Genomic DNA, 25,768 nt, shown 5'->3' on the forward strand with positions numbered 1-25,768 from the left:
ACACCATGAACCAGCAGCTCGCGGGCTACGCCCCGACCCCCATCGCGGCGCGCATGGAGAACCACGGCAGCGCCATGCTCAAGGTCGCCATGACCACCGGCCAGGACCTCTACGCCCGGGCCGGCTCGATGGTCGCCTACGAGGGCTTCGTCAGCTACGAGCCCAACCCGCCCGCCGTCCGTCAGGTCGCCAGGGACTGGCTCACCGGCGAGAGCGCGCCGCTCATGAAGTGCACCGGCGACGGCCTGCTCTACCTCGCCGACTACGGCGCCGACGTCGTCGTGATCAACCTCCAGAACGACGCGATCTCCGTCAACGGCACCAACCTCCTCGCCTTCGACGCCCACCTCCAGTGGGGCGTCGAACGGGTCAAGGGCCTCGCCAAGTTCGCAGGCCAAGGCCTGTTCAACGTGCAGATCAGCGGCACCGGCTGGGTCGCGCTCACCTCGCGCGGCACCCCGATCGTCGTCGACTGCGGCCGCGGCGAGGACGAGACGTACGTCGACCCCGACGCGCTCGTCGCCTGGTCGCCGAACCTCAAGGTCAAGGGCAAGCGCAGCTTCAAGGCGTCCTCCCTCATCGGGCGGGGCAGCGGCGAGGCATACCAGATGGCCTTCTCGGGCCAGGGCATCGTCGTCGTACAGCCGAGCGAGGACAGCACCGACCGCCTGCGGGTCCGGGGCTGAGGGGGAGCGAGAACACACCATGCAGAGCCCGCTTTTCAACCACGCCGAACAGCAGAGCCAGGAACGGTACGTCGTTCAGAACCCGCAGCTGCTGCGGGTCAGCCTCACCGGCCACGACGACGTCCTCGCCCGCAAGGGCGCCATGGTCGCCTACCAGGGCCTCGTCGACTTCGACGGCGAGTACCAGTCCGGCACCCAGCGGCAGACCCGCGCCCGCACCGGCGAGGGCCTCGACCTGATGCGCTGCTCCGGGCAGGGCACCGTCTACTTCGCCAACCTCGCGCAGTACATCCACGTCGTCGAGGTCGAGCAGGAGGGCCTCACCGTCGACAGCGCGTACGTGCTCGCGCTCGACAGCAGCCTCCACACCGAGGCCATCGCCGTCGACAGCCAGTACGGGGTCTCCGGCACCGGCAAGTACCAGCTCAACATCACCGGCCGCGGCAAGGTCGCCCTCATGACCTCGGGCCAGCCGTTGATGCTCCAGGTCACGCCCGACAAGTACGTCAGCGCCGACGCGGACGCGATCGTCGCCTGGTCCACCTCGCTGCGGGTGCAGATGCAGGCCCAGACGACGAACTCCAGTGTCCGCAGCCGCCGCGGCAACACCGGCGAGGGCTGGGAGCTGAGCTTCCTCGGCCAGGGCTTCGCCCTCGTCCAGCCCAGCGAGATCATGCCCCCGCAGAACGCGGTGATCGGCCAGGGCATCGCCGCCCAGTTCGGCGTCGGCCAGCACGGCGCCCACGGCCAGAACCAGAACAACGTCTGGAACTGAGCGGACCGAACGGCACGAAGGGCCCCGGGAGATCCCGGGGCCCTTCGCCGTCCGCGTCAGAGGTCAGAGGCGGGCCAGCGTGCCCTCGAGCAGGCGCACCACCGAGGTGTCCGCGACGGCGGCCACCTCCTCGTACGCGAACCAGCGCAGGTCCAGCGACTCCTCGCTGATCCGCTCCACCCCGTCCGCCGGGGCGAGCGCCGCGTACTGCACGTCCAGGTGCCAGTGGCAGGGCGCCGGGATCGGATGCCGGTCGAGCCGCACCGGACCGCCGGGCAGCAGCGTCAGACCCGCCATGCCCGACTCCTCCGTGGCCTCGCGCAGCGCCGCCGCCTCGACCGTCGGATCGCCCTCCTCGCAGTGGCCGCCCATCTGGAGCCACATGCCGAGCTTCTTGTGGAGGGTGAGCAGCACCCGCCCGCGCGAGGGGTCGATCACCAGTGCGCTGCTGGTGAGGTGCCCCGCCCCGCACGGCTTGTACATGCCGTCCGCGCCGTGCGCCGCGAGGTGCTCCAGATAGGCGTCACGCAGCTCCGGCTGGTCCTCGTACCCCTTGAGGACGAGGACCGCGTCGTCGTGCAGGCTCACTTCTCGGTGTCGTCCTTGCCCTCGTCCCCGGAACGGCCCTCGGCCGCCTCGCCGAGCATCTTGTCCAGCTCGGAGAAGTCCAGCTGCTCGCGGTGGACGAAGCCGTCCGGGTCGTCGAGGTCGGTCGCCGTCGGCAGCATGTCGGGGTGCTCCCACAGGCCGTCGCGGCCGTCCACGCCCCGCGCGTCGGTGAGCGACGCCCACAGGCGTGAGGCGTCCCGCAGTCGGCGCGGACGGAGCTCCAGACCGATCAGGGTGGCGAAGGTCTGCTCGGCGGGGCCGCCGGTGGCCCGCCGCCGCCGCAGCGTCTCGCGCAGCGCGTCCGCCGAGGTCAGCCGGGTCTTGGCGGCCTCGTGGACCACCGCGTCCACCCAGCCCTCGACCAGCGCGAGCGCCGTCTCCAGACGGGCCAGGGCCGCCTTCTGCTCGGGCGTGTCCTGCGGCTGGAACATGCCGGACTGGAGGGCTTCCTGAAGCTGCTCCGGGTGGGTCGGGTCGAGCTGGGAGACGGCCTCCTCCAGCTTCGAGGTGTCGACCTTGATCCCGCGCGCGTAGGACTCGACCGCGCCGAAGAGGTGCGCCCGCAGCCACGGCACGTGAGCGAAGAGACGCTGGTGGGCGGCCTCGCGCAGGGCCAGGTAGAGCCGCACCTCGTCGGAGGGCACGCTCAGGTCCTTGCCGAAGGACTCCACGTTCAGCGGCAGCAGCGCGGCCCGGCCGGCCGGGCCGAGCGGCAGGCCGACGTCGGTCGAGCCGACGACCTCGCCCGCGAGCGCGCCGATGGCCTGCCCGATCTGCTGGCCGAACATGGCGCCGCCCATCGACCGCATCATGCCGATCAGCGGGCCCGCCATGGCCTGCATCTCCTGCGGCAGCACATCGCCCATGGCCGTGCCGACCCGCTCGGCGACCGGGTCCACCAGCTCCTTCCACGCGGGCAGGGTCGCCTCGACCCACTCCGCGCGGCTCCACGCCACCGCCGTGTTCGCCCCGGAGGGCAGCGAGGTGGCCTGGTCCAGCCACAGGTCGGCGAGGCGGACCGCCTCCTCGACCGCCGACTTCTCGGCCGGGCCGACACTGGCGTCCTTGACGCCGTTCGCGGTGCCCTGGGCCACCACCTGGCGGGCGATCTGCTTGGCCATGTCCCAGTTCACGGGACCGCCCTCGTAGCTGAGCATCTGCCCGAGCTGCTGGAAGGCCGCGCCCAGGTCCGTCGGGTTCATCGACCCGAACATCGCGGCGAACGGATTGTCCGCGCCGCCCTGGCCGCCGCCCATGCCGGGGATGCCGAAGCCGAACGGGTTCGCCCCGAAGGGGTTGCCGCCGCCCTGGCCGCCGGACCCCTGGCCACCTCCGGCGGGGTCCTTCTTCTTGCCTTCGTCGCCGTCCTCCGGCTCCTCCGGCGGAAGGCCGAATCCGAATGGGGTGTCACTCACAGGTTTCCTCGGCTCCTAGGGCCACCGGCTTCCCGCCGGCGGCGACTGCCCGCTGCACAACACCAGCGTAGACATCCGCGTCGGATATGGGCTCAAGTCTCCGCAGGGCCGTGCCCTGCGGCAGGATGGACGCCACCTGGTCCGTACGCGTCATCCGCGTACGTACTGAAGACAACCACTGGAGTCGGTCGGTGAGTTCCCCAGATCCGCAGGTTCGCGGAGCGCGAAACCACTCAACCCGGTCCGCCGTGCGCGGTCCCGTCGTCGCGGTCACCGGCGCCGCCACCGGTGTCGGCGCCCTCCTGACCAGGCGTCTCGCCGATTCGGACGAGATCCGCCGGGTCATCGCCATCGACGAGCGGCTCGGCGAGGTCCCGGAGGCCACCTGGCACGTCCTCGACGTACGGGATCCGGCCATCGCGGAGAAGCTGCGCGGCGCCGACGTCGTCGTGCACCTCGCCGTCGACCTCGACCTGGAGACCGACCCCGCCGCCCGAACGGCCTACAACGTGCGCGGCACGCAGACGGTCCTCACGGCCGCCGCCGCGGCCGGCGTCCACAGGGTCGTCCTGTGCACCTCGGCCATGGTCTACGGCGCCCTCCCCGACAACGACATCCCGCTCTCGGAGGACGCAGAGCTGCGGGCCACCGCCGAGGCCACCGGCGTCGGCGACCTCCTGGAGATCGAGCGGCTCGGCCGCCGCGGCTCCCGCGCCCACCCCGGCCTCAACGTGACCGTGGTCCGCCCGGCCGTCCTCGTCGGCGGTACGGACACGGCGCTGACCCGCTACTTCGAGTCGCCCCGGCTGCTCGTCGTCGCGGGCTCCCGCCCCACCTGGCAGTTCTGCCACGTGGAGGACCTGGTCAGCGCCCTGGAGTACGCGGCCCTTGAGAAGGTCGACGGCGAGTTCGCGGTCGGCTGCGAGGGCTGGCTGGAGCAGGAGGAGGTCGAGGAGCTGTCGGGCATCCGCCGCATGGAGCTGCCCTCCGCCGTCGCCTTCGGCGCCGCCGCCCGGCTGCACCGGATCGGCCTCACCCCGTCCCCGGCCGGGGACCTCGCCTACACCATGCACCCGTGGGTGGTGAGCGTCGGCCGGCTCCACGACGCGGGCTGGCGGCCCCGGTGGACCAACGAGGAGGTCCTCGCGGCGCTCCTGGAGGAGGTCCAGGGCCGGCACACGGTCGCGGGCCGCCGCCTCGGCCGCAAGGACGCCACGGCGGCCGGCGCGGCGGGCGCCACGGTGGCCCTCCTGGGCACCGCGGCCCTGGTGCGGCAGATGAGGAAGCGGCGCGGCCTGTAGGACCCTCCTACGGAGGGTCCCGGTCCACCGGTCGAAAACGCTATTCCGGGATGTCGGCGGCGTGCGGCACCATGGACCGCATGACCACGACGCACGATCACCCCGGTGAGCAGGCCGCGGCCGACCCGATCAAGCTGCTCGCGATCCGCGACACCCCGCTCTCGGTCGACGAGGTCTTCCGGGCCGTCGGCGACGACGCCGCGGGTGGGACGACCCTGTTCGTCGGCACCGTGCGCAACCACGACGGCGGGGCCGACGTCGACAGGCTGGGCTACTCCTGCCACCCGAGCGCCGAGGCGGAGCTGCGCCGGGTCGCCGAGAAGGTCGTGGCGAACTACCCCGTCCGTGCCCTGGCCGCCGTCCACCGCGTGGGCGACCTCACGGTGGGCGACCTGGCGGTCGTCGTCGCCGTCTCCTGCCCCCACCGCGGCGAGGCCTTCGAAGCCTGCCGCAAGCTGATCGACGACCTCAAGCACGAGGTCCCCATCTGGAAGCACCAGACCTTCTCGGACGGCACAGAGGAGTGGGTGGGCGCCTGCTGAGCTCTCGCCCCGAGACTGGGGGTCCCCCCGGACGAAGTCTGGGGGAGGGGCGGCGCCTGCTGAAGCCCTGTACCCTGCTGAAGCCCTGTACGAGGATGCAAGGCGGCGCGCCGACGCCCTGTAGTCGAACGCCCGATTTGCGTAACCGGTCCCCAGGCCCGAGCGTTGTTGGCACAGATGAATAATCTGTTGATCGACTCACGGGGAAGGGAGGCCGGGATGGCGGTGCTGGTCTGGTTGTTGATTCCGCTTTTCGCAGTTGTCGGAGCGGCGATATGGGGAAGCTGGGTCCAGAGGAGCAAGACCATAGGCGACGTGGCCGAACTCGCCGGCTACGCCCGTTTCAGGGACGCCATGGAACGCGCCCACCCCGCCGCCCCCGATCCCGCCCCGCTCCGCCCGGTGGCCGAGGCGGCCTCCGCCGAGTCCTGACGACCCCGGCGACGTCCCGTACGGACCGCCCCAGGGGTACACGCACAGACGATTCCCGTACTGTCGTTCCATGCCACGCCGCACCGCGACGATGCTCGCCTCCACCCTGGTCCTGATCTGCCTGCTCATCGCCGGCGTCCTGATCCCGGTGCCGTACTCGGAGATGAGCCCCGGCCCCACGGTCAACACGCTCGGCGAGGCCCGCGGCGAGCCGGTCCTCCGGATCTCCGGCCGCAAGTCCTACCCGACCGACGGCCACCTCAACATGACCACGGTCAGGGTCACCAGCGCGGACTACAAGATGAACATCGTCGAGGCGGTCTACGGCTGGCTGACCCACGACAACGTGGTGGTGCCGCACGACACCCTCTACCCCGACGGGAAGACGGAGGAGGAGTCGAGCCAGGAGAACGCCGAGGAGTTCAGCCAGTCGCAGGAGAGCGCCAAGGTGGCCGCCCTCGACCAGCTCGGCATCCCCTTCACCACGCGCGTGGTCGTCGCCTCCGTCGTGAAGGGCTCCCCGGCGGAGGGCACCCTCCACGCGGGGGACGTGATCAGGGCCGTCGACGGCGTGAAGGTCGTCAAGCCGGCCGACGTCGCCGCCCAGGTGACCAAGCGCGAGCCCGGCGAGAAGGTGGAGTTCACCATCGTCCCGGCCAAGGAGGCGGCGGCCGCCGAGAAGGCGCACAAGGAGGCCACCGTCACCCGGAAGGTGGTCGTCACCACCGTGAAGTCCGAGGAAGGCGACCGGGCGATCGTCGGCATCCAGGCCGGCACCGACCACGTCTTCCCGTTCACCATCGACATCGAGCTGGCCGACGTCGGCGGCCCCAGCGCCGGTCTGATGTTCGCGCTCGGCATCGTCGACAAGCTGACCCCGGAGAGCCTGACCGGCGGCAAGTTCATCGCCGGCACCGGCACCATCGACGACGAGGGCAAGGTCGGCCCGATCGGCGGCATCCAGATGAAGCTGGTCGGCGCGCGGAACGCGGGCGCCACCCACTTCCTCACCCCCGCCGAGAACTGCGCCGCCGCGGCCGCCGACACACCCGACGGGCTCACCCTCATCAAGGTCGACACCATCGACGACGCGACGGCGTCGCTGGAGAAGCTCCGCAAGGGCGACACCGCGAACCTGCCGAGCTGCTCGAAGAGCTGACACCCCCGGTGCGCCCCCGGTACGCCCCCGGTACGCGGCGCCGGTACGGGACCCCGCCCGGGGGCCCCGTACCCGTACGGCTCAGCTCTCGAAGGTCGCCGCGAGCGCGTCGGCGAGCCCCGGCACCAGGTCCGGGCCGGTCAGCACCTCGGTCGGCGAGTCCTTCTCGCGCAGCCGGATCGCGGCCTCCCGGGCCCCGCTCCGCAGCACGGCCACCGTCATCCGGACCTCCTGGCGGTCCGGGTGGCGGGCGACCCACTTGTTCAGCGCCGCGCCGCTCAGGTCCTTGGGGACCTGGGCCTCCGCCGACGGCGGCAGCATCAGCCGCTCCACGGTCAGGGCGCAGCCGGCCACCGCGTCCGGCCAGGCGATCGTGCCGAGGAACTCGTCCAGCGGCTTGTTCGCCGGGATCTCCTCCTGCTCGATCGGGGTGTAGGCGGTGGCGTCCTCGCCGAGCTTCAGCGAGGGCGCCTGGGCCCGCAGCCGCGCGGTGTCGACCAGGGCGAAGAGACGGGCGGGCCGGTCCCAGCCGAGACCCGAGGCGTACTCGTCGATCTCGAGCACCGCACGGGTGAGGGGACTGGAGGCCATCGGCGGGCCCGAGGGGGAAAGGTTGGACATGGCCAATATCCTGCCTCCTCTTCCCCCGGAGACGGGAACTAGGTAAAGCGTCGGTAAGTTGCATCAGTGGGCCCTACGATCGCGGGGCCCGCTTTTCGACGCGTCAGCACCGGGCGCGTCAGCACCGATACGCATCAACACCCAGACGCATCAACACCGAGGGGCTCACGTTGGCTTTCCAGATGCCGGACCGTGGCGGAGGCCCGTCCGGGCCAAGGATCAGAGTCGGCCGGCCGTCCCGGCGGGCCCGCACCCTGCTCATGACACTGGGCGTGCTGGCCGTCCTGGCCATGGCGTTCGTCATGTTCGCCGGGTTCTGGACGGACTGGCTCTGGTACCGCTCGGTCCGCTACTCGTCCGTGTTCACCACCACCCTGTGGACCAAGATCGGCCTGTTCGCCGTCTTCGGCCTCCTCATGGCGCTCGCCGTCGGCCTCAACATCTGGCTGGCGTACCGGCTGCGGCCCCCGCTCAGCGCCATGTCGCTGGAGCAGCAGAGCCTCGACCGGTACCGGATGGGCGTCGCCCCCTTCAAGAAGTGGGTGCTGCTCGCGGTCACCGCCCTGGTGGGCCTGATCGCCGGTGCCTCCGCCTCCGGCCAGTGGCGCACCTGGCTCATGTGGGTCAACGGGGTGGACTTCGGGGAGAAGGACGCCCAGTTCGGCAAGGACGTCGCGTTCTACGCCTTCGACCTGCCCTGGTACCGCTTCCTGCTGGCCTTCGGCTTCGCCGCCGTGATCCTCTCCCTGATCGCCGCGGCGATCACGCACTACCTGTACGGCGGACTGCGCGTCACCAGCCCCGGCGCCCGCGCCACCGCCGCCGCCACCGGCCACCTCTCGGTGCTGCTCGGCGTCTTCGTGTCCCTGAAGGCCGTGGCGTACTGGCTCGACCGGTACGGCCTGGCGGTGAAGTCCAGCGACTTCAAGGCCACCGGCAACTGGACGGGCCTGAGGTACGTCGACGCCAACGCCTTCCTGCCGGCGAAGACGATCCTCTTCTGCATCGCCGTCATCTGCGCCGTGCTCTTCTTCGCCACCCTGTGGCGCCGCACCTGGCAGCTGCCCGTCATCGGCTTCGGCCTGATGGTGCTCTCCGCCGTGCTGATCGGCGGCCTGTACCCGGCGATCGTGCAGAAGTTCCAGGTCCAGCCGAACGAGCAGGCCAAGGAAGCCCCCTACATCCAGAAGAACATCGACGCGACCCGCAAGGCGTACGCGATCGACGAGACCAAGCTGGAGAACTACTCGGGCAAGTCGACGGTCAAGGCCAAGGACAAGCTCCGCACGGACGCGGACTCGGCGGCGGCCTACCGCCTCCTCGACCCGAACATCGTCTCGCCGACCTTCCAGCAGCTGGAGCAGAAGCGGAAGTACTACCAGTTCCCGACGACGCTCGACGTGGACCACTACAAGGGCCAGGACGTCGTCATCGGTCTGCGCGAGCTGAACATCCGCGGCATCCCGAAGCGGAACTGGATCAACGACCACTTCACCTACACCCACGGCTACGGCGCCATCATGGCCCGCGGCACCCAGACCGACGCCAACGGCTCCCCGGTCTTCACCGAGTCGGGCCTGCCGACCACCGGTGAGCTCGGGAAGTACCAGCAGCGGATCTACTACGGCGAGAAGACCGACCAGTACTCGATCGTGGGCGGCCCCCAGAAGGAGCTGGACTACGAGGAGAACGGCGAGAAGACCACCAGCTACGAGGGCGACAGCGGCGTCAGCCTCTCCAGCGCCTTCAACCGCGCCGCGTACGCGGTGGCCTTCAGCGAGCCGCAGATCCTCTACTCCGGGGCCATCGGCGACGGCTCCCGGATCCTGTACAACCGCACGCCCAAGGAGCGCGTCGAGGCCGTCGCCCCCTGGCTGACCATCGACGGCGACGCCTATCCGGCCGTCGTCGACGGGCGCATCCAGTGGATCGTCGACGCCTACACGACCACCAACGGCTACCCGTACGCCTCGCGGACCACGCTCGGCGACACCACGGCCGACTCGCTGACCGTCGGCAACCAGCAGCGCGCGGTCGTCGCCCAGCAGAACCAGGTCAACTACATCCGCAACTCGGTGAAGGCCACCGTCGACGCCTACGACGGCACGGTCAACCTCTACCAGTGGGACACCGAGGACCCGGTCCTCAAGACCTGGATGAAGGCCTTCCCCGGCACGGTGAAGCCCAAGGCCGAGCTCAAGGGCGACCTGCTCGCGCACCTGCGCTACCCGCAGGACATGTTCAAGGTCCAGCGCGAGCTGCTGACCCGCTACCACGTCACCGACCCGGCCCAGTTCTACAGCGGCTCGGACGCCTGGCAGGTGCCGGACGACCCGACCAACAAGGACAACGTGGCCGTGCCGCCGTACTACCTGAGCATGAAGATGCCCGGGGACACGGAGCAGCGCTTCTCGCTGACCACGACGTTCACCCCCAACGGCCGGCCCAACCTGGGCGGCTTCATGGCGGTCGACGCCGACGCCACCAGCAAGGAGTACGGCCGGCTGAGACTGCTCAGGGTCACCGAGGACGTGCCGGGACCGGCGCAGGTGCAGAGCAAGCTCAACGGTCTGCCCGACGTCGCCACCTTCGTCCGCGACATGAAGGGCGCCGACTCGGACATCCAGTACGGCAACCTGCTCACCGTGCCGCTCGACGGCGGGTTCCTGTACGTGGAGCCGGTCTACGCCCAGGGACGGAACGCGCTCTACCCGCTCCTGAAGAAGGTCGCGGTCTCCTACGTGGACGCCGACCAGCCGGGCGGCGACACCACCAAGGACATCACGGTCTTCCAGAACAACCTCACGGACGCGCTCAACGCGGTCTTCGGGGTGGAGGGCACGACCCCGCCGACGACCCCGCCGGACACCGAGCAGCCGCCGACCACCGAGCAGCCGCCGGCCTCGGCGGACGCGGCGCTGAAGCAGGCCATCGCCGACGCCCAGAAGGCGTACGACGCCGGTGAGGCGGCGCTCGCGAAGGGCGACTGGGCGGCCTACGGCAAGGCCCAGGAGGACCTCCAGGCCGCGCTGAAGCGGGCCGCCGACGCGGGCGCGAAGATCCAGCCGTCCGGTGAGGGCGGTGCCGAGAAACCGGAGTCGGGCGGTTCCGGCGGTGCCGAGAAACCGGAGTCGGGCAGCTGACCTGCGGGCTTCACCCCGCGTCGTGATAGTGTGACGTCACCGACGCGGGGTGGAGCAGCTCGGTAGCTCGCTGGGCTCATAACCCAGAGGTCGCAGGTTCAAATCCTGTCCCCGCTACTGAACCGAGGGCCCGGATCCATAAGGATCCGGGCCCTCGTCGCGTGTCGTGGTGACGGGGGGCACCGAAGAGCGGTACGGAAGGGGCGAGTTGAGGCGGAGCGTGTTTGACTTGTCTCTCTGTGGGCATGTCGACAAAACGCTGAGGTGACCTCACGGGCTGCGGTATACCGGGTGTGCGCGGGTTGCGGGTGGTGCGACGATGGTATTTATGGGGGACAGGGCAACTCTGTTGGAGACAGGGCGGTTTGTGCAGCGGCACGCCAGAAATGCCGCGGACGAGATCATCGAGGCAGTGAGGGCCGTCGATGCGGTCGCCCACACCACCGCCGGAACCGACACCACCGCCGGAGCCGGCAGCGTCCCGGACGCCGGACCGGAGACAGAGGCGGAGACCGAGGCCGAGACCGAGGCCCGGCACCGCAGGGCCGCCGAGCGCGGCGACACCGACGCGATGAGCGCCCTCGGCGCCCTGCTGCTGCGCCGCGGCGACCTCGACGCCGCCGAGCCCTTCCTGCGCGGCGCCACCGCCGAGGGCGACCGGGCCGCCGCCAACAACCTGGGCGTCCTGCTCCACCAGCGCGGCTACCCCGACGAGGCCGCCGGCTGGTGGCGGGTCGCCGCCGTCGCCGGCTCCGCGCCGGCCGCGCACGCCCTCGGCCGCCACCACCGCGAGCGCGGCGACGAGCCCGCCGCCGAGTACTGGCTGCGCCAGGCCGCCGAGCAGGGCCACGCCCTCGGCGCCTACGCCCTCGCCGACCTCCTGGAGCACCGCGGCGACATCGGCGCCGAGCGCTGGCTGCGCGCCGCCGCCGAACAGGGCCACCGCGAGGCCGCCTACCGCCTCGCCCTCTCCCTGGAGCGGCGCGCCACCGAGGTCCTCCGCGGCCCGCACGCCTACGGCCCCTCCGCGTCCGCGGGCCGCGCCGGCCACGCGTACGACACGGCAGGCCGCCTGCGCGCCGCCGACCCCCTCCGTACGGACGACGGCCCGCGGCCCGAGGCCGCCGAGCCCCGCACCGGGGAGACCCCCGGCACGGGGCTGCTCGGCGAGGCGGAGCAGTGGTTCCGGCAGGCCGCCGCCCGGGGGCACCGCAAGGCCGCGCTGCACCTGGGGGCGATCCTGGAACAGCGCGGCGAGCTGAAGGAGGCCGGACGCTGGTACCTCAGCTCCGCCAAGGAGGGCGAGGCCAAGGCCGCCTGCGCCCTCGGCTTCCTGCTGCGCGACGCCGGCGACGAGGAGAGCGCCGCCGTCTGGTGGCTGCGCGCCGCCCAGGACGGCGACGGCAACGCCGCCAACGCCCTCGGCGCGCTGCACGCCGCCCGCGGCGAGCAGCAGACCGCCGAACGCTGGTACCGCACCGCCATGGACGCCGGCGACGTCAACGGCGCCTACAACCTCGGCCTGCTCTGCGCCGCCCAGGACCGGCTCCCGCAGGCCGAGCAGTGGTACCGCCGCGCCGCCTACGCCGGCCACCGCGAGGCCGCCAACGCGCTCGCCGTGCTGCTCCTCCAGGCCGGCGACGCGAACGGCGCCGAGCCGTGGTTCTCCAAGGCCGCCGAGGCCGGATCCGTGGACGCCGCCTTCAACCTGGGCATCATCCACGCGGGCCGCGACGACGACCGCACCGCCCTCGTCTGGTACGAGCGGGCCGCCGCCGCCGGGCACACCGAGGCCGCCCTCCAGGTCGGCATCGCCGCCCTGCGCGACGGCGACGAGCAGACCGCCGAGCGGCACCTGCGCTGCGCGGCCGGCGGCGGCAGCGCCGAGGCCGCCTTCCGGCTCGCCACCGTCCTCGACGCCCGCCGCCCCGACCCCGGCCCGGTGGTCCTCGGCGCCCCCGTGGACCAGAAGACCGAGTGCGAGGAGTGGTACGAGCGCGCCGCCGAGCAGGGCCACCGGCGCGCCCAGGTCCGGGTCGGGATGCTCGCCGCGGGCCGCGGCGACCTCACCGAGGCCGCCCGCTGGTACCGGGAGGCCGCCGAGGCGGGCAGCCGCAACGGCGCCTTCAACCTGGGGCTGCTCCTGGCCCGCGAGGGCAGCGAGCGGGAGGCCGCCCTCTGGTGGACCCGGGCCGCCCGGGCCGGGCACGGCCGTGCCGCGCTCCGGCTCGCGCTGCTCGCCGCCCGCCGGGGAGAGCTGTCCGAGGGCCGCGGCTGGTGCGCCCGCGCCGTGGAGCTCGGCCCCGCCGAGGTCGCCGAGCGGGCCGCGCGGCTCAGCGAGGCGCTGCACCAGGAGCTCACGGCGTAGAAGCGATTTGCTCCTGTCACAGGGGTCCCGTAAGGTGGTGTTCACCGACGCGGGGTGGAGCAGCTCGGTAGCTCGCTGGGCTCATAACCCAGAGGTCGCAGGTTCAAATCCTGTCCCCGCTACTCAGTAGCCCGAAGGCCCGGATCGTCTCCGTACGATCCGGGCCTTCGGCGTTCCCGGAAGCAGGCGCCGTAACGGGCGCACGAGAAAAGGGCGCCCCGCGGGACGCCCTTTCCGTCGAGTCGTTACGCCTTCGCCGCGCAGTCCGGGCAGAGGCCCCGGTACGTGACCTCGACGTTCGAGATCGTGAAGCCGAAGCGCTCCGCGGCCGGCAGGTCGCCCAGCGGGTCGCCCGCCGGGTGGACGTCGCGGATCGCGCCGCAGCCGGCGCAGACCAGGTGCTGGTGCGGCCGGTGGGCGTTGGGGTCGTACCGCTTGGCGCGGCCGTCGGTGGCGACCTCGATCACCTCACCGAGCGTCACCATCTCGCCCAGCGTGTTGTAGACGGTCGCACGGGAGATCTCGGGCAGGCGCTCGACGGCGCGGGCGTGCACCTCGTCGGCGGTGAGATGCACGTGGTCGCCGTCGAGGACCTCGGCGACGACACGGCGCTGGGCGGTCATCCGCCAGCCGCGTCCGCGCAGTCGTTCCAACAGGTCGCTCATGGAGGTCAGCGTAACAGCGGGGGGAAACGGGGCGGAGCGGGCTTCCAGCCCGTGGACGGGGCCGTGGGACAGGCCCCGGACCGGCTCAGTCGGCCGCGCTGTGGGCCGGGAGATGGGCCGGGAGCCAGCAGCGGATGATGTCGCGGACCGAGACCATGCCGACCGGGCCCGAGCCGTCGAGGACGACCAGATGGCGGAAGCCGCCGCGGGTCATCGCCTCCGCCGCCTCCTCCAGGGTCCAGCCGGGCGCGGCGAAGACGACCTCGTGGGTGGTGTGGGCGCCGGCCGTCTCGCGGTCCGGGTCCTCGCCGCGGCCGAGGGAGTTCAGGACGTCACGCTCGGTGAGGATCCCGATGCCGGTGTCGCCGTCGAGGACGACGGCCGCGCCGACCCGGCGGACGGACATCAGCCGGGCGGCCTGTCGGAGGGTGTGGGTGGGTCCCACGGTGAGGATCAGCGTGCTCATGGCGTCACGGACGAGCATGGATGTCGGCCACCTCCTCGGTGAACCGCTCCGAGAAGCGGTTCACAAGCGCACAAGCGGGGGGCTCCCAGAGTCGCACCGAGGGAGGGGGTCGGCAAGAGGGCGCGCGAGGCGCTCGGAGAGGCGGCCGGGGGCGCACTCGGGCGCCATGGCTTTCCTCGGTGTCCGCGCTTCCCTCGCGGCCCGCGCTTTTCTCGGGGGCCGTGGCTCCGCTCGGGCAGCCCGCGCTTTTCCCGGGTGTCCGTGGCTTTCCTCGGGTGGCCGTGCTTTCCTCGGCCGCCCGCGGCTTTCCCCAGGCGCCCGCCCGTTCTCCTCGGGCGCCAGCGCCTCCCTTCCTCAGGCGCCCGTGGGCCCCTCGTACCCCAGGCGGCTCAGCAGTTCCTCGTGCAGCAGGCCGTTGGAGGCCGCCGCGTTCCCGCTGTGCGGGCCGGGGAGGCCGTCGAGGCCGGTGTACGAGCCGCCGGCCTCCTGTACGACGATCGCCACCGCCGCCATGTCCCACAGCGACAGCTCCGGCTCGGCGCACAGGTCCACCGAGCCCTCGGCGACCATCATGTACGGCCAGAAGTCGCCGTACGCCCGGGTCCGCCAGCACGCGCGCGTGAGGTCCAGGAAGGCGTCGAGCCTTCCGCGCTCCTCCCAGCCGCTGAGCGAGGAGTACGCGAACGAGGCGTCGGCCAGCGAGGCCACCCGGGAGACGCCGATCCGGGTCCCCGACGCCAGGCCGGCGCCGGTGAAGGCGCCCAGGCCCTTCGCCGCCCACCAGCGGCGGCCGAGCGCCGGCGCCGACACCACGCCGACCACCGGCTGGAAGCCGGTCTCGCCCTCCTCCATCAGCGCGATCAGGGTCGCCCACACCGGCACCCCGCGCACGTAGTTCTTGGTGCCGTCGATCGGGTCGATCACCCAGCGGCGCGGGCCGGTGCCCTCGACGCCGTACTCCTCGCCCAGGATCGCGTCCTCGGGCCGCTCCTTCTGGAGCCCGGCGCGGATCAGCTCCTCGGCGGCCCGGTCCGCCTCGCTCACCGGGGTCATGTCCGGCTTCGTCTCGACCTTGAGGTCCAGGGCCTGGAAGCGGGCCATGGTGGTCGCGTCGGCGGCATCCGCGAGGGCATGGGCAAGGCGCAGGTCATCGTGGTAATCGGCCATGCCCGGCACTCTAGCGCCGCCCGCACCCCGCCCGGCGGACCGTCTCACCCGCCCCGGCGTACGGCCTCCCGCTTCCCGGCCCACCACCTCACCCGCCCGGCGAACGCCCTCCCGCTCCCCGGTGGCCGTGCGCCCTCACCCTTGACAGCACCCGCGCCCCTGCCGACGCTGGGGGGCCATCGTCCGGTCCGGAGGCGCGTATGCCGACCGCCCGCGAGGCCCTCCTCGACGCCGCTCTCGCCGCGCTGGAGCGGCAGCCCTGGTCCGTCGTCCGGATGGCCGACCTCGCTGCCGCCGCCCGGGTCTCCCGGCAGACCCTCTACAACGAGTTCGGCAGCAAGGAGGGGCTGGCCCGGGCCCTCGCCCGCCACGAGGCCGACGCCTACCTCGACGGGGTACGCGGGCTGCTCGCCGCCGCCGGCCCGGCCCCGCACGACCTCGTGGCCCTCGCCGAGTGGACCGTGGACAGGGCCGGCGACCGGCCGGTCCTGCGCTCGCTGCTCACCGGCGCCTGGACCGAGGGCCTGCCCCGGCCCCGCCCGGCCCGGCCGGGCGCCCGCCCCGCCCCCGTACCGGCCCAGCGGCGGGCCGACGCCGGGCCGCCGGCGCCGGGGGAGCTGCTCGCGGCGGCCGCGCTCTGCGCCGGGGAGGAGCGGGCGGCCGACTGCGAACTGGCCCTGCGGCTCGCCCTCTCGTACGTCGTGGCCCCTTCGGGCGGTATGCGGCCCGGCTGGACGGTCCGTGCCGAGCTGTCCAGGATTCTCAGTCAATAACCCTGTGCGTCACCGCGGTTACCACCGGGAAACCTCAAGTTTCGCTCTGAACACCTCAGTTGCTCCTGTGCACGCCGACACGCCCGGTGGAAGATCGCTCCGCGTTCCTTGGCATGCATCAGCCAGCGAGGAGAAGCGGTGTCGCACCATTCGTGGGACCATCCCGCGTACAACGAAAGTCCCCCCGAAGAAGGCTCGTTGGGCCTGCCGAACCCCTCCCGCGGCAGAGCCAGAGCCAGACGGCTGACCGCGGTCGCCGGAGTGCTCGCGGCGGCCCTCGTCGCCGAGACCGCGCTCATCGTGGGCACCAGCGGCGAGGCCGTCGCCGTCTCCCTGTCCACGATGGCGGTCGAGCAGCCCGTGCGGGAGCCCGTCAAGGCTCCCGCCGCGACCGAGGCGGCCGACCTCCCGTCCGCCCAGGTCGCCGCGAAGCTCTCCGGCAAGCGGGTCGAGGCGCTCTCGGAGCGCACCGAGACCACGAGCACCTGGGCCAACCCGAACGGCACCGTGACCCTGGAGGCCGCCTCCGGCCCGCAGCGGTACCGGGACGCCCTCGGCACCTGGCGCGACATCGATGTCGACCTCGTCAAGCTCCCCGACGGCAGCGTCGGCGCCCAGGCGCACCCGCTGGGCCTGAAGCTCGCCGGCCGCACGCCCGCCGCCACCGTCTCGAAGATCGAGGCGTCCGGCGGCCGCGCGGGGGAGAAGAAGACCCCCGCCGTGCCCCTGGTCAGCCTCGACGACGGCCACGGCAAGCGCATATCCGTCCACTGGCGCGGCGCCCTCGCCGAGCCGACCCTCAAGGGGACCGAGGCCCGGTACGCCGACGCCCTGCCGTTCACCGACCTGATCGTCGAGTCGACCCGTACGGGCTACGAGCAGTTCCTGGAGCTCAAGGACAAGCGGGCCGTCGCCGCCAACGGGTCGGTCACCCTGACCCTGGACGCCAAGGGCGTCACGGCACGCAAGAACGCCGACGACTCGGTCTCCTTCCTCGACGACAAGACCGGTCGCGTCGTCGGCACCATCCCGGCCCCCGTCATGTGGGACGCGCAGGTCGACCCGAACAGCGGCGAGCACACCCACACCGCCCCGGTCGGCCTCGCGCTCACCCAGAACGGGAACAGCGTCGACATCACGCTCACCCCCGACGCGGCCTTCCTCGCCGACCCGAAGACGCGGTTCCCGGTCACCATCGACCCCGCGGTCAGCATCGGCGCCAGCTTCGACACGTTCGTCCAGCAGGGGTACGGCACCGACCAGTCGGCGGCCACCGAGCTCAAGCTCGGCAACAACGGCTCCGGCCAGGTGGCCCGTTCCTTCCTGCACTTCCCGATGGCCAAGATCACCGGGAAGGTCATCGAGTCGGCCAAGCTCAACCTGTGGAACTTCCACTCCTGGTCGTGCACGGCCAAGAGCTGGGAGGTCTGGGACACCGGCAACGCCTCCACCTCCACCCGCTGGACCGCCCAGCCCACCTGGTTCAACAAGTGGACGACCAGCACCTCCACCAAGGGCTACTCGTCCTCCTGCGCCGACGGCTGGGTCAGCGCCGACGTCAAGACCCTCGTGCAGGGCTGGGCCAACAACGGCAAGTCCACCAACTCCCTCGGCATCCGGGCCACCGACGAGTCCGACCCGTACGGCTGGAAGCGCTTCAACTCGGGCAACGCCGCCTCCAGCACCCCGTACCTGTCGGTCACGTACAACACCAAGCCGGGCGCCGCCGTCCCGGTCTCACCGCTGTCCGGGGCGTCGACCAACGACACCACCCCGACCATCACCGGCAAGGCCACCGACGCGGACGGCAACACCGTCCAGCTCACCTACGAGATCTGGACGTCGAACGGCACCGCCGCCCTCCTGACCGGCAAGTCGGCCTTCGTCGCCTCGGGCACCAACGCCCCGTGGACCCCGACGACCGCCCTCGCCCCCGGCGCCTACAAGTGGCGCGCCGCCGTCTACGACGGCTCGGCGTGGAACGGCTCCTGGTCCGCCTGGCAGAACTTCACCGTCGACACCACCGCCCCGGCGGCCACGAAGATCACCTCGACCGACTTCCCGGCCGAGACCTGGTCCGGCACCCCGGACGCCAGCGGCGACATCTCCGGCGCGTTCACCCTCACCCCGCCCACCAGCGACGTGAAGGACGTCCAGTACGCACTGGACGGCGGCGCCTGGACCACGCTCGCCACCACCGGCTCCCCGGTCACCGCGAACGTCAAGGTCACCTCCGGCAGGCACACCCTCACCGCGCGCACCCGGGACGCGGCCGGCAACGTCTCCGCCGTCGCCACCCACGTCTTCTACGCCGGTTCGGGCGCCGCCCTGATCGCACCGGCCGAGGGCGACCGCCCCGCGCGCCGCACCGCGCTCACCGCGCAGGGCAAGGACACCTACACCGGGGTGACCTACCAGTACCGGCGCGGCGAGACCGACACGTGGAAGAACGTGCCGCTCGCCCACGTCACCAAGGCCGCGGACGGCTCCGCCGTCACCGCCTGGCCGCTGGCCGCCCCGGCCGGCAAGCCGGCCGCGCTGAACTGGGACATCACCGCCACCCTCGCCGAGGACGGCCCGGTCGACGTCCGGGCGCTCTTCACCGACGGCACCACGTCGGCGGGCTCGCCCGCCAACACCGTCGCCGTCGACCGCAACGCGGGCACCGCGCCCACCGAGAACGTCGGCCCCGGCGAGGTCAACCTGCTGACCGGTGACTTCGTCCTCTCGGAGACCGACACCTCGCTCTTCGACCTGACGGTCACCCGCACCGCCTCCTCGCGGCGGCCGAGCACCGGCGCCTCGCAGGAGGGCCAGGCCGCGATCTTCGGCAAGGAGTGGACCGCGGGCACGGCCGCAGAGGAGAGCGACTCCGACTGGGCGTACCTGAAGCAGACCTCCGCCACCTCCGTCGCCGTCGTCGACGCGGAGGGCGAGGAGCTCGGCTTCACCGCCACCACCGGCGGCGGCTGGAAGCCGGAGCCCGGCGCCGAGGACCTGTCCCTCACCGGGGCGCTCAGCGGATCCCTCACCCTGAAGGACACCGAGGGCGCCGTCACCGTCTTCAGCAAGCCGGACGCCGCCGCCACCGCGTGGCAGGTCGCGACCACCGGCATGGACGGTCTGGCCAACTCCACCACCACGGTGGTCTCCGAGACCGTCACCGTCGACGGCAAGAAGCTGGCCCGCCCGAAGCTGGTCGTCGCCCCGACCTCCGCCGTCTCGGCCACCACCTGCGCCGCCACGCCGTCCACCAAGGGCTGCCGGGCGCTCGAGTACGTCTACGCCACGACCACCACGGCCACCGGCTACAGCACCGGCGCCGACTTCGGCGACTTCGCCGGCCAGGTCAAGGAGATCCGCGCCTGGTCCACCGAGCCCGGTGCCGCCACCGCGACCTCCAAGGGCGTCGCCGTCTACCGCTACGACGCGGCCGGCCGGCTGCGCCAGCAGTGGAACCCCAACCAGGGGCAGGCGACCCAGATCCAGTACTCGTACGACAGCGCCGGACGGATCTTCTGGATCCAGGCCCAGGGCGAGCTGCCCTGGAACTTCGACTACGGCAAGGCCGGCGCCAACCCCACCTCCGGTGAGGGGATGCTCCTCAAGGTCCGCCGTCCGGCCCTCGTCCAGGGCTCGGCCGATCAGACCAGCGGCGAGGCCGCGACGAGCATCGTCTACGACGTCCCGCTGACCGGCGCCTCCGCGCCGTACCAGATGGGCGTGCAGGACGTGGCGGCCTGGGGCCAGACCGACGTCCCGACCGATGCCACCGCCGTCTTCCCGGCCGACTCCGTGCCGGCCGCGCACGCCGGATCCGGTCTTGCCGGCACCGCCTACCGCCGGGCCACCGTCACGTACACCGACGTCTCCGGGCGTCAGGTGAACACCGCCGTCCCGGGTGGGCACATCAGCACCACCGAGTTCGACGAGCACGGCAACACCGTCCGCGAGCTCTCCCCGGGCAACCGGGCCGTCGCCCTCGGACTCTCGGCGAACGACCGGGCCGTGCAGGCCGAGCTCGGCATCGCCCAGCTCGCCTCCGCGGAGCGGGCCGACCTCCTCGCCACCCGCTCGGTCTACAACGAGTCGGGCACCCGCGAGCTCCAGGAGCTCGGACCCCTGCACCGCGCCACCCTGACGGAGGACCTCGTCTCCGGCGGCACCGCGGTGCTGAAGGCCGGTGACACCGCCTCCGTCCGCTCCTGGACCGTCAACGAGTACGACGCCGGCCGCCCCACGGACGGCACGGCCAAGGTCGAGGACAAGGTCACCAAGGTCACCATCGGCGGCCAGGTCCCGCAGTACCCGTCCGTCCACGTCGGCGCCCAGGTCACGCAGACCGTGTACGACTGGGTCAAGGGCCTGCCGGTCAAGGTGATCCGGGACCCGTCCGGGCTCGCCCTGACCACGTCCATGGAGTACGACGCCCAGGGCCGCGTCACCAAGGAGATGCTGCCCGGTGCCACCGGCACCGACGCCGGCACCCGCGTGACCACCTACTGGTCCGCCACCGGCACCGGTACCTGCCAGGGCCGCCCGGAGTGGGCCGACAAGGTCTGCTCCACCGGACCGGGCGGTGCGATCACCGGCGGCGGCACCAACCCGTCCCAGCTGCCCACCGTCACCACCGAGTACAGCTGGTGGGGCTCCGAGGCCAAGGTGACCACGGCCGCCAACGGAGTCACCCGTACCGTCACCACCACCTACGACGGCGCCGGACGGCCGTCGCGCACCGTCACCTCCGGTGGCGTCGGCACCGCCGTGCCCGAGGTCACCACGGAGTACAACGGTGAGACGGGCCGTGAGGTCAAGACGTCCTCGACGACCGGCGGCACGATCTACAAGGCGTACGACAAGCTCGGCCGCCTGATCTCGTACGTGGACGCCGACGGCGGCGAGACGAAGACCGAGTACGACCTGCTCGACCGCCCCGTCAAGGTCACGGACTCCGTGCCCTCGACCGTCACCTACACCTACGACCACGCCGTGGAACCCCGCGGCCTGCCCACCCGGACGACCGACTCCGTCGCCGGTGCCTTCGAGGCCCGGTACGACGCCGACGGCAGCGTGACGAGCGAGAAGCTGCCCGGCGGCTACACCCTCACCGTCACCGAGGACACCACCGGCGCCGCCACCTCCCGGGTCTACACCCGGGACAGCGACGGCCTCGTCGTCGTCACCGACAGCGTCGACGAGTCGGTGCACGGCCAGGTGGTCAACCACTCCGGCTGGTCCACCCAGTCCTTCTCCTACGACAAGGCCGGCCGGCTCACCACGGCCCTCGACACCGTGGGCGACGCCTGCACCCGGCGCTCGTACGCCTTCGACAAGCGCACCAACCGCACCGGCCTGACCACCGCCGAGGGCGCCGCGGGCGCGGCCTGCCCGACCACCGGCGGAACCACCACCACCCACACCTACGACAGCGCCGACCGGCTCGTCGACAGCGGATACGTCTACGACGCCCTCGGCCGCACCACCGCCCTGCCGGGCACCTCGCTGGCCTACTACGCCAACGACCTGGTCCGCCAGCAGACCGCCGGGAACCTGCGCCAGACCTGGAGCCTCGACGCCGACCACCGCTTCCGCGGCTGGACGGTCGAGTCCCTGGCGGACGGGGTCTGGACGCAGACCGAGTCCAAGACCAACCACTACGACGGCGAGGGTGACAATCCCCGCTGGATCACCGAGGACACCGCCAAGGGCATCATCACCCGCAACGTCGACTCGGCCTCCGGCGACCTCACCGCCACCACCGGCTCCACCGGCAACGTCGTCCTCCAGCTGACCAACATCCACGGCGACGTCGCCCTCCAGCTCCCGCTGGACCCGGCCGAAGCCCCGCAGGTGCTCGACAGCGACGAGTACGGCAACGCGCGGACCGGCCAGCCCGTCACCCGGTACGGCTGGCTCGGCGGCAAGCAGCGCTCCAGCGAGACCCTCACCGGTCTCACCCTGATGGGCGTCCGCGTCTACAACCCGGCCACCGGCCGCTTCCTCTCCCTCGACCCGGTCTACGGCGGCAGCGCCAACGCCTACGACTACGTCAACGCCGACCCGGTCAACGCCTATGACCTGGACGGCAAGTGGGGCTGCGGTTGGTGCAAGAAGGGCTGGAACAAGTTCAAGAAGAGCCGCATCGGCAAGCACATCCGCCGTCACCGCAAGATCTACGGCTGGGCCGCGGGCATCGGCATCGGCGTGGTCGGCGCGGCGTGCGTCGCCGCCACGGCGGGCATCTGCGCCGGAGCCGGCGGTCTGATCATCGGCGCCGCGTTCGGCGCGGCCGGTGGTGCGGCCAAGTACCGCATCGGCAACGCACGGCGCAGCCGCTCCGGCTACTACAAGCGGATGGCGCTGGGCGCGGCCGGTGTCCTCGGACGCGGTGTGTACGCCCGCTGGCGGCTGCGCGGCGCGCCGCAGAGCCCCAAGCGCTGGCTCGACAACTTCCGGCGCGAGAAGAGCTGGGGCAAGCACCGCCGCAAGGTCCACGTCAGCTGGGGATTCGGCACCCGCTGGATCCGGTGATCACTGACCGATGACCGCCCGACGCGAGCGGTGACCCGCTAGCGTCACCCCCGGGGGGCCGACCGACCGTGGTCGGCCGGCCCCCCTCTCGTACCGCACAGGGAGAACCCATGACCGACGCCACGCCCTCACGGTTCCTGCGCCTCGTCCTGCGCGCGGACGCCTTCGCCTCGTCCAGGGCCGGGACCATGACGCTGATCCCGGTCCTGCTCGCTCTGGTGTTCACCGAGACCCTCGTGGGCTACGTGGCCGCGGGCGTCCTCTTCGCCGCCTCCGTGGCCGTCGGCGCGGTCGGCCTCCGCCACGAGCGGCTCAGTGGGCGGACCCGGACAGCTGAAGACCGATGACGCCCACGATGACGAAGGTGATCGAGACGATCTTGAGCACGGAGACCAGGTCGCCGAGGAACACCATGCCGTAGATGGCGGTGCCGGCTGCCCCGATCCCCGTCCACACCGCGTACGCCGGACCCACGTCGAGCTTCTTCAGGGCAAGCGTCAGCAGACCGAAGCTGCCGAGGGCGAAACAGGCGAAGGCGATCGTCGGCCACAGCCGGGTGAACCCGTGCGAGAGCTTCAGGCAGACCGCGAAACCCGTCTCCAGGAGCCCCGCGACCACCACCAGCAGCCACGCCATCGTCCCTGCCTCCCACCCGCTCGGATTCATCGCACTTGTGCGGTTATGTCCTTACCGGCCTGGGGAGAGGCGTAAACACCTCACCGCCGCCCGGGCGGATCAGTCGCCCTCGCGGCGCTCCCGGGTGGCGAGCAGCCGCCGCAGCGAGAACAGGCGCGCCGGATCGGCGTGCCCCTCCGCCACCCAGGCGTCCAGGGCGCAGTCCGGCTCGTCGTGGCTGCACGCGCGCGGACAGTTCTCCGTGCCCGGCTCCAGGTCGGGGAAGGCGTGGATGACCCGCGACGGGTCGACGTGGTGCAGACCGAAGGAACGCACGCCCGGCGTGTCGATGACCCAGCCGTCCACCTCGTCCAGCGGCAGCGCCAGCGCCGAGGTGGTGGTGTGCCGGCCACGCCCCGTCACCGCGTTCACAAGTCCGGTGCTCCGCCGCTTGTCTTCCGGCACCAGCGCGTTCACCAGCGTCGTCTTGCCGACGCCGGAGTGGCCGACGAAGGCCGTCACCCGGCCGTCCAGATGCTCCCGCACCCGGTCCGCGGCCCCGCCGTCGTACAGCTCCTCCCGGTTCACCACCACATGCGGGATGTCCAGGTCGCCGTAGAGTTCGAGCAGCTTCTCCGGGGGGGCCAGGTCCGACTTGGTCATCACCAGGAAGGGCTCCAGGCCGCCGTCGTACGCGGCCACCAGGCAGCGGTCGATCAGCCGGGGGCGCGGCTCGGGGTCGGCGAGCGCGGTGACGATCGCGAGCTGGTCGGCGTTGGCGACCACCACCCGCTCGTACGGGTCGTCGTCGTCGGCCGTACGGCGCAGCACCGAGCTCCGCTCCCCGATCCGTACGATCCGGGCCAGGGTGTCCTTCTCGCCGGAGAGGTCGCCCACCAGGGAGACCCGGTCGCCGACCACGGCCGCCTTGCGGCCCAGCTCGCGGGCCTTCATCGCGACCACGATCCGGTCCTCGACCAGACAGGTCAGCCGGCCCCGGTCCACGGTGAGGACCATGCCCTCGACGGCGTCCTCGTGCTTCGGGCGGATGGAGGTCCGCGGCCGGGTGCCCTTGCGGTTGGGCCGCTGGCGGATGTCGTCCTCGTCGGTGTGCCTGCCGTAACGCCGCATGGTTCAGGCTCCGAGTCCGAGCATCTCGGTCCACATCCCCGGGAAGTCCGGCAAGGTCTTCGCCGTGGTCGCCACGTCCTCGATCTCCACGCCCTCCACGGCGAGCCCGATGATCGCGCCCGCGGTCGCCATCCGGTGGTCGTGGTACGTGTGGAAGACGCCGCCGCGCAGCGGACGGGGACGGATGCGCAGGCCGTCCTCGGTCTCGGTGACGTCGCCGCCGAGCCCGTTGATCTCCCGGGTGAGCGCGGCCAGCCGGTCGGTCTCGTGGAGCCGCAGGTGCGCCACCCCGCGCAGGGTCGACGGGGAGTCGGCGAGGGCCGCGACCGCCGCGATGCCGGGGGTCAGCTCGCCGACCTCGCCCAGGTCCACGTCGATGCCGTGGATCCGGCCGGTGCCGGTGAAGGTGAGCCCCGCACTCGTCAGCTCGCAGGAACCGCCCATCTCGGTGAAGATCCGGCGCAGCTCGTCGCCCGGCTGGGTGGTACGGGCCGGCCAGTCCGGCACCGTCACCCGGCCGCCGGTGACCAGGGCCGCCGCCAGGAACGGCTGCGCGTTCGACAGGTCCGGCTCGATCACCAGGTCCCGGCCGCGCAGCGCCGACGGGGTGACCCGCCACACGTCCGGCTCCCCGCCGTGCTCCGGCTCGTCGACCTTCGCGCCCACCGCCCGCAGCATGTCCACGGTCATCCGGATGTGCGGCATCGACGGCAGCCGGCCGCCCACGTGCCGGACCTCCACGCCCTGGTTGAAACGGGCTCCGGAGAGCAGCAGGGCGCTGACGAACTGCGAGGACGAGGAGGCGTCGATCTCGACCGTCCCGCCGTCCAGGCCGCCGGCGCCGTGCACGGTCATCGGCAGGGCGCCGCGGCCCTCGTCGTCGATCCGGGCGCCGAGCGCGCGCAGCGCGTCGATCACGCCGTGCAGCGGGCGCTCGTGGGAGCGGGGGTCGCCGTCGAAGCGGACCGGGCCGTCGGCGAGGGCGGCGACCGGCGGCAGGAAGCGCATGACCGTGCCCGCGTTGCCGACGTCCACCGCGGCGGGGCCGCGCAGCGGGGCGGGGATGATCCGCCACGCCTCACCGGTGCCGTCGGGGCCGACGCCCTCCTCGATCCTCACCCCGAGGGTGCGCAGGCCCTCGGCCATCAGGAGGGTGTCGCGGGAGCGGAGCGGGCGGCGCACCCAGCCCGGCTCGGCGGCGAGCGCGGCGAGCACCAGGGCACGGTTGGTGACCGACTTCGAGCCGGGCACGGTCACGGTCGCGTCGACGGGGCCGCGCGCGTACGGGGCGGGCCAGAGGTCCGGGCCGACGGGGGCGGCGGGCTGCGACGGATCGGGGTGCGCGGGGGAGGCTGCGGTCATGCCCTCA

At 72.3% G+C, this 25,768-nt stretch carries 20 protein-coding genes and 2 tRNA genes; 13 read left to right on the plus strand and 9 right to left on the minus strand.

Translation table 11 applies throughout. From position 1 onward, the window contains the following. Positions 1 to 5: 5 nt before the first annotated feature. Together QK442_RS13835 and QK442_RS13840 are read left to right on the plus strand one after the other, a co-directional pair. Positions 6 to 686: an AIM24 family protein gene (locus QK442_RS13835; RefSeq protein WP_282694219.1), complete on the plus strand. Its 681-nt coding sequence runs from the start codon at positions 6 to 8 to the stop codon at positions 684 to 686. 19 nt (positions 687 to 705) lie between these two features. Beyond that, the gene (locus QK442_RS13840; RefSeq protein ID WP_282694220.1) at positions 706 to 1,461 is read left to right on the plus strand and encodes an AIM24 family protein; all 756 of its coding nucleotides are present in this window, start codon (positions 706 to 708) and stop codon (positions 1,459 to 1,461) included. 63 nt (positions 1,462 to 1,524) lie between these two features. On the opposite strand, the gene QK442_RS13845 is transcribed toward QK442_RS13840, so the two are convergent. Together QK442_RS13845 and QK442_RS13850 are read right to left on the minus strand one after the other, a co-directional pair. Continuing rightward, positions 1,525 to 2,049, minus strand: coding sequence for an NUDIX hydrolase (locus QK442_RS13845; protein WP_282694221.1), 525 nt, complete (start codon positions 2,047 to 2,049; stop codon positions 1,525 to 1,527). Then, positions 2,046 to 3,485, minus strand: coding sequence for a zinc-dependent metalloprotease (locus tag QK442_RS13850; RefSeq protein ID WP_282694222.1), 1,440 nt, complete (start codon positions 3,483 to 3,485; stop codon positions 2,046 to 2,048). Before QK442_RS13850 ends, QK442_RS13845 begins: the two co-directional genes overlap by 4 nt. A gap of 191 nt (positions 3,486 to 3,676) precedes the next feature. Here QK442_RS13850 and QK442_RS13855 point away from each other — a divergent pair, with 191 nt between their 5' ends. From QK442_RS13855 to QK442_RS13870, 4 genes are all read left to right on the plus strand, one after another. Then, positions 3,677 to 4,786: an SDR family oxidoreductase gene (locus QK442_RS13855; protein WP_282694223.1), complete on the plus strand. Its 1,110-nt coding sequence runs from the start codon at positions 3,677 to 3,679 to the stop codon at positions 4,784 to 4,786. Positions 4,787 to 4,866: 80 nt separating this feature from the next. Next, positions 4,867 to 5,328 (plus strand): molybdenum cofactor biosynthesis protein MoaE, encoded by a 462-nt coding sequence (locus tag QK442_RS13860; protein ID WP_282694224.1) that lies wholly within the window; start codon positions 4,867 to 4,869, stop codon positions 5,326 to 5,328. 219 nt (positions 5,329 to 5,547) lie between these two features. Continuing rightward, entirely contained in the window at positions 5,548 to 5,760 is a 213-nt protein-coding gene (locus QK442_RS13865; RefSeq protein ID WP_282694225.1) for a hypothetical protein, read from the plus strand. 70 nt (positions 5,761 to 5,830) lie between these two features. Continuing rightward, positions 5,831 to 6,919: a PDZ domain-containing protein gene (locus tag QK442_RS13870; protein WP_282694226.1), complete on the plus strand. Its 1,089-nt coding sequence runs from the start codon at positions 5,831 to 5,833 to the stop codon at positions 6,917 to 6,919. An 81-nt stretch (positions 6,920 to 7,000) separates the two neighbouring features. On the opposite strand, the gene QK442_RS13875 is transcribed toward QK442_RS13870, so the two are convergent. Continuing rightward, positions 7,001 to 7,540, minus strand: a complete 540-nt coding sequence (locus QK442_RS13875; protein WP_282694227.1) for a PPA1309 family protein — start codon at positions 7,538 to 7,540, stop codon at positions 7,001 to 7,003. Between the two features lie 182 nt (positions 7,541 to 7,722). Here QK442_RS13875 and QK442_RS13880 point away from each other — a divergent pair, with 182 nt between their 5' ends. The 4 genes from QK442_RS13880 to QK442_RS13895 all read left to right on the plus strand — a co-directional run bounded on the left by QK442_RS13880 (position 7,723) and on the right by QK442_RS13895 (position 13,173). Next, entirely contained in the window at positions 7,723 to 10,683 is a 2,961-nt protein-coding gene (locus QK442_RS13880) for a UPF0182 family protein (RefSeq protein ID WP_282694228.1), read from the plus strand. Positions 10,684 to 10,726: 43 nt separating this feature from the next. Next, positions 10,727 to 10,800, plus strand: a tRNA-Met gene (locus tag QK442_RS13885). Between the two features lie 202 nt (positions 10,801 to 11,002). Continuing rightward, entirely contained in the window at positions 11,003 to 13,051 is a 2,049-nt protein-coding gene (locus QK442_RS13890) for a tetratricopeptide repeat protein (protein ID WP_282694229.1), read from the plus strand. Between the two features lie 48 nt (positions 13,052 to 13,099). Further along, positions 13,100 to 13,173 (plus strand) — tRNA-Met (locus QK442_RS13895). A gap of 123 nt (positions 13,174 to 13,296) precedes the next feature. On the opposite strand, the gene QK442_RS13900 is transcribed toward QK442_RS13895, so the two are convergent. The 3 genes from QK442_RS13900 to hisN all read right to left on the minus strand — a co-directional run bounded on the left by QK442_RS13900 (position 13,297) and on the right by hisN (position 15,349). Further along, a complete protein-coding gene (locus tag QK442_RS13900) occupies positions 13,297 to 13,716 on the minus strand; it encodes a Fur family transcriptional regulator (RefSeq protein ID WP_282694230.1) in 420 nt (139 codons plus the stop codon). 85 nt (positions 13,717 to 13,801) lie between these two features. Then, positions 13,802 to 14,200 (minus strand): CBS domain-containing protein, encoded by a 399-nt coding sequence (locus QK442_RS13905; protein ID WP_282694231.1) that lies wholly within the window; start codon positions 14,198 to 14,200, stop codon positions 13,802 to 13,804. 336 nt (positions 14,201 to 14,536) lie between these two features. Beyond that, the gene (gene hisN, locus QK442_RS13910; protein ID WP_282694232.1) at positions 14,537 to 15,349 is read right to left on the minus strand and encodes a histidinol-phosphatase; all 813 of its coding nucleotides are present in this window, start codon (positions 15,347 to 15,349) and stop codon (positions 14,537 to 14,539) included. A 200-nt stretch (positions 15,350 to 15,549) separates the two neighbouring features. On the opposite strand from hisN, the gene QK442_RS13915 reads away from it, so the two are divergent. The 3 genes from QK442_RS13915 to QK442_RS13925 all read left to right on the plus strand — a co-directional run bounded on the left by QK442_RS13915 (position 15,550) and on the right by QK442_RS13925 (position 23,000). Next, complete coding sequence (locus QK442_RS13915) at positions 15,550 to 16,122, plus strand: TetR/AcrR family transcriptional regulator (protein ID WP_282694233.1); 573 nt, start codon at positions 15,550 to 15,552, stop codon at positions 16,120 to 16,122. Between the two features lie 198 nt (positions 16,123 to 16,320). Next, positions 16,321 to 22,653: a DNRLRE domain-containing protein gene (locus QK442_RS13920; protein WP_282694234.1), complete on the plus strand. Its 6,333-nt coding sequence runs from the start codon at positions 16,321 to 16,323 to the stop codon at positions 22,651 to 22,653. Between the two features lie 110 nt (positions 22,654 to 22,763). Further along, a complete protein-coding gene (locus tag QK442_RS13925; protein WP_282694235.1) occupies positions 22,764 to 23,000 on the plus strand; it encodes a hypothetical protein in 237 nt (78 codons plus the stop codon). Here the strand turns inward: QK442_RS13925 and QK442_RS13930 are convergent. The 3 genes from QK442_RS13930 to aroA all read right to left on the minus strand — a co-directional run bounded on the left by QK442_RS13930 (position 22,966) and on the right by aroA (position 25,761). Further along, the gene (locus QK442_RS13930; RefSeq protein ID WP_282694236.1) at positions 22,966 to 23,289 is read right to left on the minus strand and encodes a multidrug efflux SMR transporter; all 324 of its coding nucleotides are present in this window, start codon (positions 23,287 to 23,289) and stop codon (positions 22,966 to 22,968) included. The genes QK442_RS13925 and QK442_RS13930 overlap by 35 nt on opposite strands. A 99-nt stretch (positions 23,290 to 23,388) precedes the next feature. Then, positions 23,389 to 24,399, minus strand: a complete 1,011-nt coding sequence (gene rsgA / locus QK442_RS13935; RefSeq protein WP_282694237.1) for a ribosome small subunit-dependent GTPase A — start codon at positions 24,397 to 24,399, stop codon at positions 23,389 to 23,391. A 3-nt stretch (positions 24,400 to 24,402) separates the two neighbouring features. Further along, positions 24,403 to 25,761, minus strand: coding sequence for a 3-phosphoshikimate 1-carboxyvinyltransferase (gene aroA / locus QK442_RS13940; RefSeq protein WP_282694238.1), 1,359 nt, complete (start codon positions 25,759 to 25,761; stop codon positions 24,403 to 24,405). Positions 25,762 to 25,768 lie beyond the last annotated feature (7 nt).

It is taken from the genome of Streptomyces sp. CC208A (assembly GCF_030010625.1).
GTDB lineage: Bacteria > Actinomycetota > Actinomycetes > Streptomycetales > Streptomycetaceae > Streptomyces.

Coding starts and splice junctions, on each gene's coding strand:
- QK442_RS13905 (WP_282694231.1), bottom strand. CDS start 14,200: ATGCTCGTCCGTGACGCCATGAGCACGCTGATCCTCACCGTGGGACCC.
- QK442_RS13860 (WP_282694224.1), top strand. CDS start 4,867: ATGACCACGACGCACGATCACCCCGGTGAGCAGGCCGCGGCCGACCCG.
- aroA (WP_282694238.1), bottom strand. CDS start 25,761: ATGACCGCAGCCTCCCCCGCGCACCCCGATCCGTCGCAGCCCGCCGCC.
- QK442_RS13840 (WP_282694220.1), top strand. CDS start 706: ATGCAGAGCCCGCTTTTCAACCACGCCGAACAGCAGAGCCAGGAACGG.
- QK442_RS13865 (WP_282694225.1), top strand. CDS start 5,548: ATGGCGGTGCTGGTCTGGTTGTTGATTCCGCTTTTCGCAGTTGTCGGA.
- QK442_RS13870 (WP_282694226.1), top strand. CDS start 5,831: ATGCCACGCCGCACCGCGACGATGCTCGCCTCCACCCTGGTCCTGATC.
- QK442_RS13925 (WP_282694235.1), top strand. CDS start 22,764: ATGACCGACGCCACGCCCTCACGGTTCCTGCGCCTCGTCCTGCGCGCG.
- QK442_RS13875 (WP_282694227.1), bottom strand. CDS start 7,540: ATGTCCAACCTTTCCCCCTCGGGCCCGCCGATGGCCTCCAGTCCCCTC.
- rsgA (WP_282694237.1), bottom strand. CDS start 24,399: ATGCGGCGTTACGGCAGGCACACCGACGAGGACGACATCCGCCAGCGG.
- QK442_RS13930 (WP_282694236.1), bottom strand. CDS start 23,289: ATGGCGTGGCTGCTGGTGGTGGTCGCGGGGCTCCTGGAGACGGGTTTC.
- QK442_RS13835 (WP_282694219.1), top strand. CDS start 6: ATGAACCAGCAGCTCGCGGGCTACGCCCCGACCCCCATCGCGGCGCGC.
- QK442_RS13900 (WP_282694230.1), bottom strand. CDS start 13,716: ATGAGCGACCTGTTGGAACGACTGCGCGGACGCGGCTGGCGGATGACC.
- QK442_RS13915 (WP_282694233.1), top strand. CDS start 15,550: ATGCCGACCGCCCGCGAGGCCCTCCTCGACGCCGCTCTCGCCGCGCTG.
- QK442_RS13880 (WP_282694228.1), top strand. CDS start 7,723: ATGCCGGACCGTGGCGGAGGCCCGTCCGGGCCAAGGATCAGAGTCGGC.
- hisN (WP_282694232.1), bottom strand. CDS start 15,349: ATGGCCGATTACCACGATGACCTGCGCCTTGCCCATGCCCTCGCGGAT.
- QK442_RS13890 (WP_282694229.1), top strand. CDS start 11,003: ATGGTATTTATGGGGGACAGGGCAACTCTGTTGGAGACAGGGCGGTTT.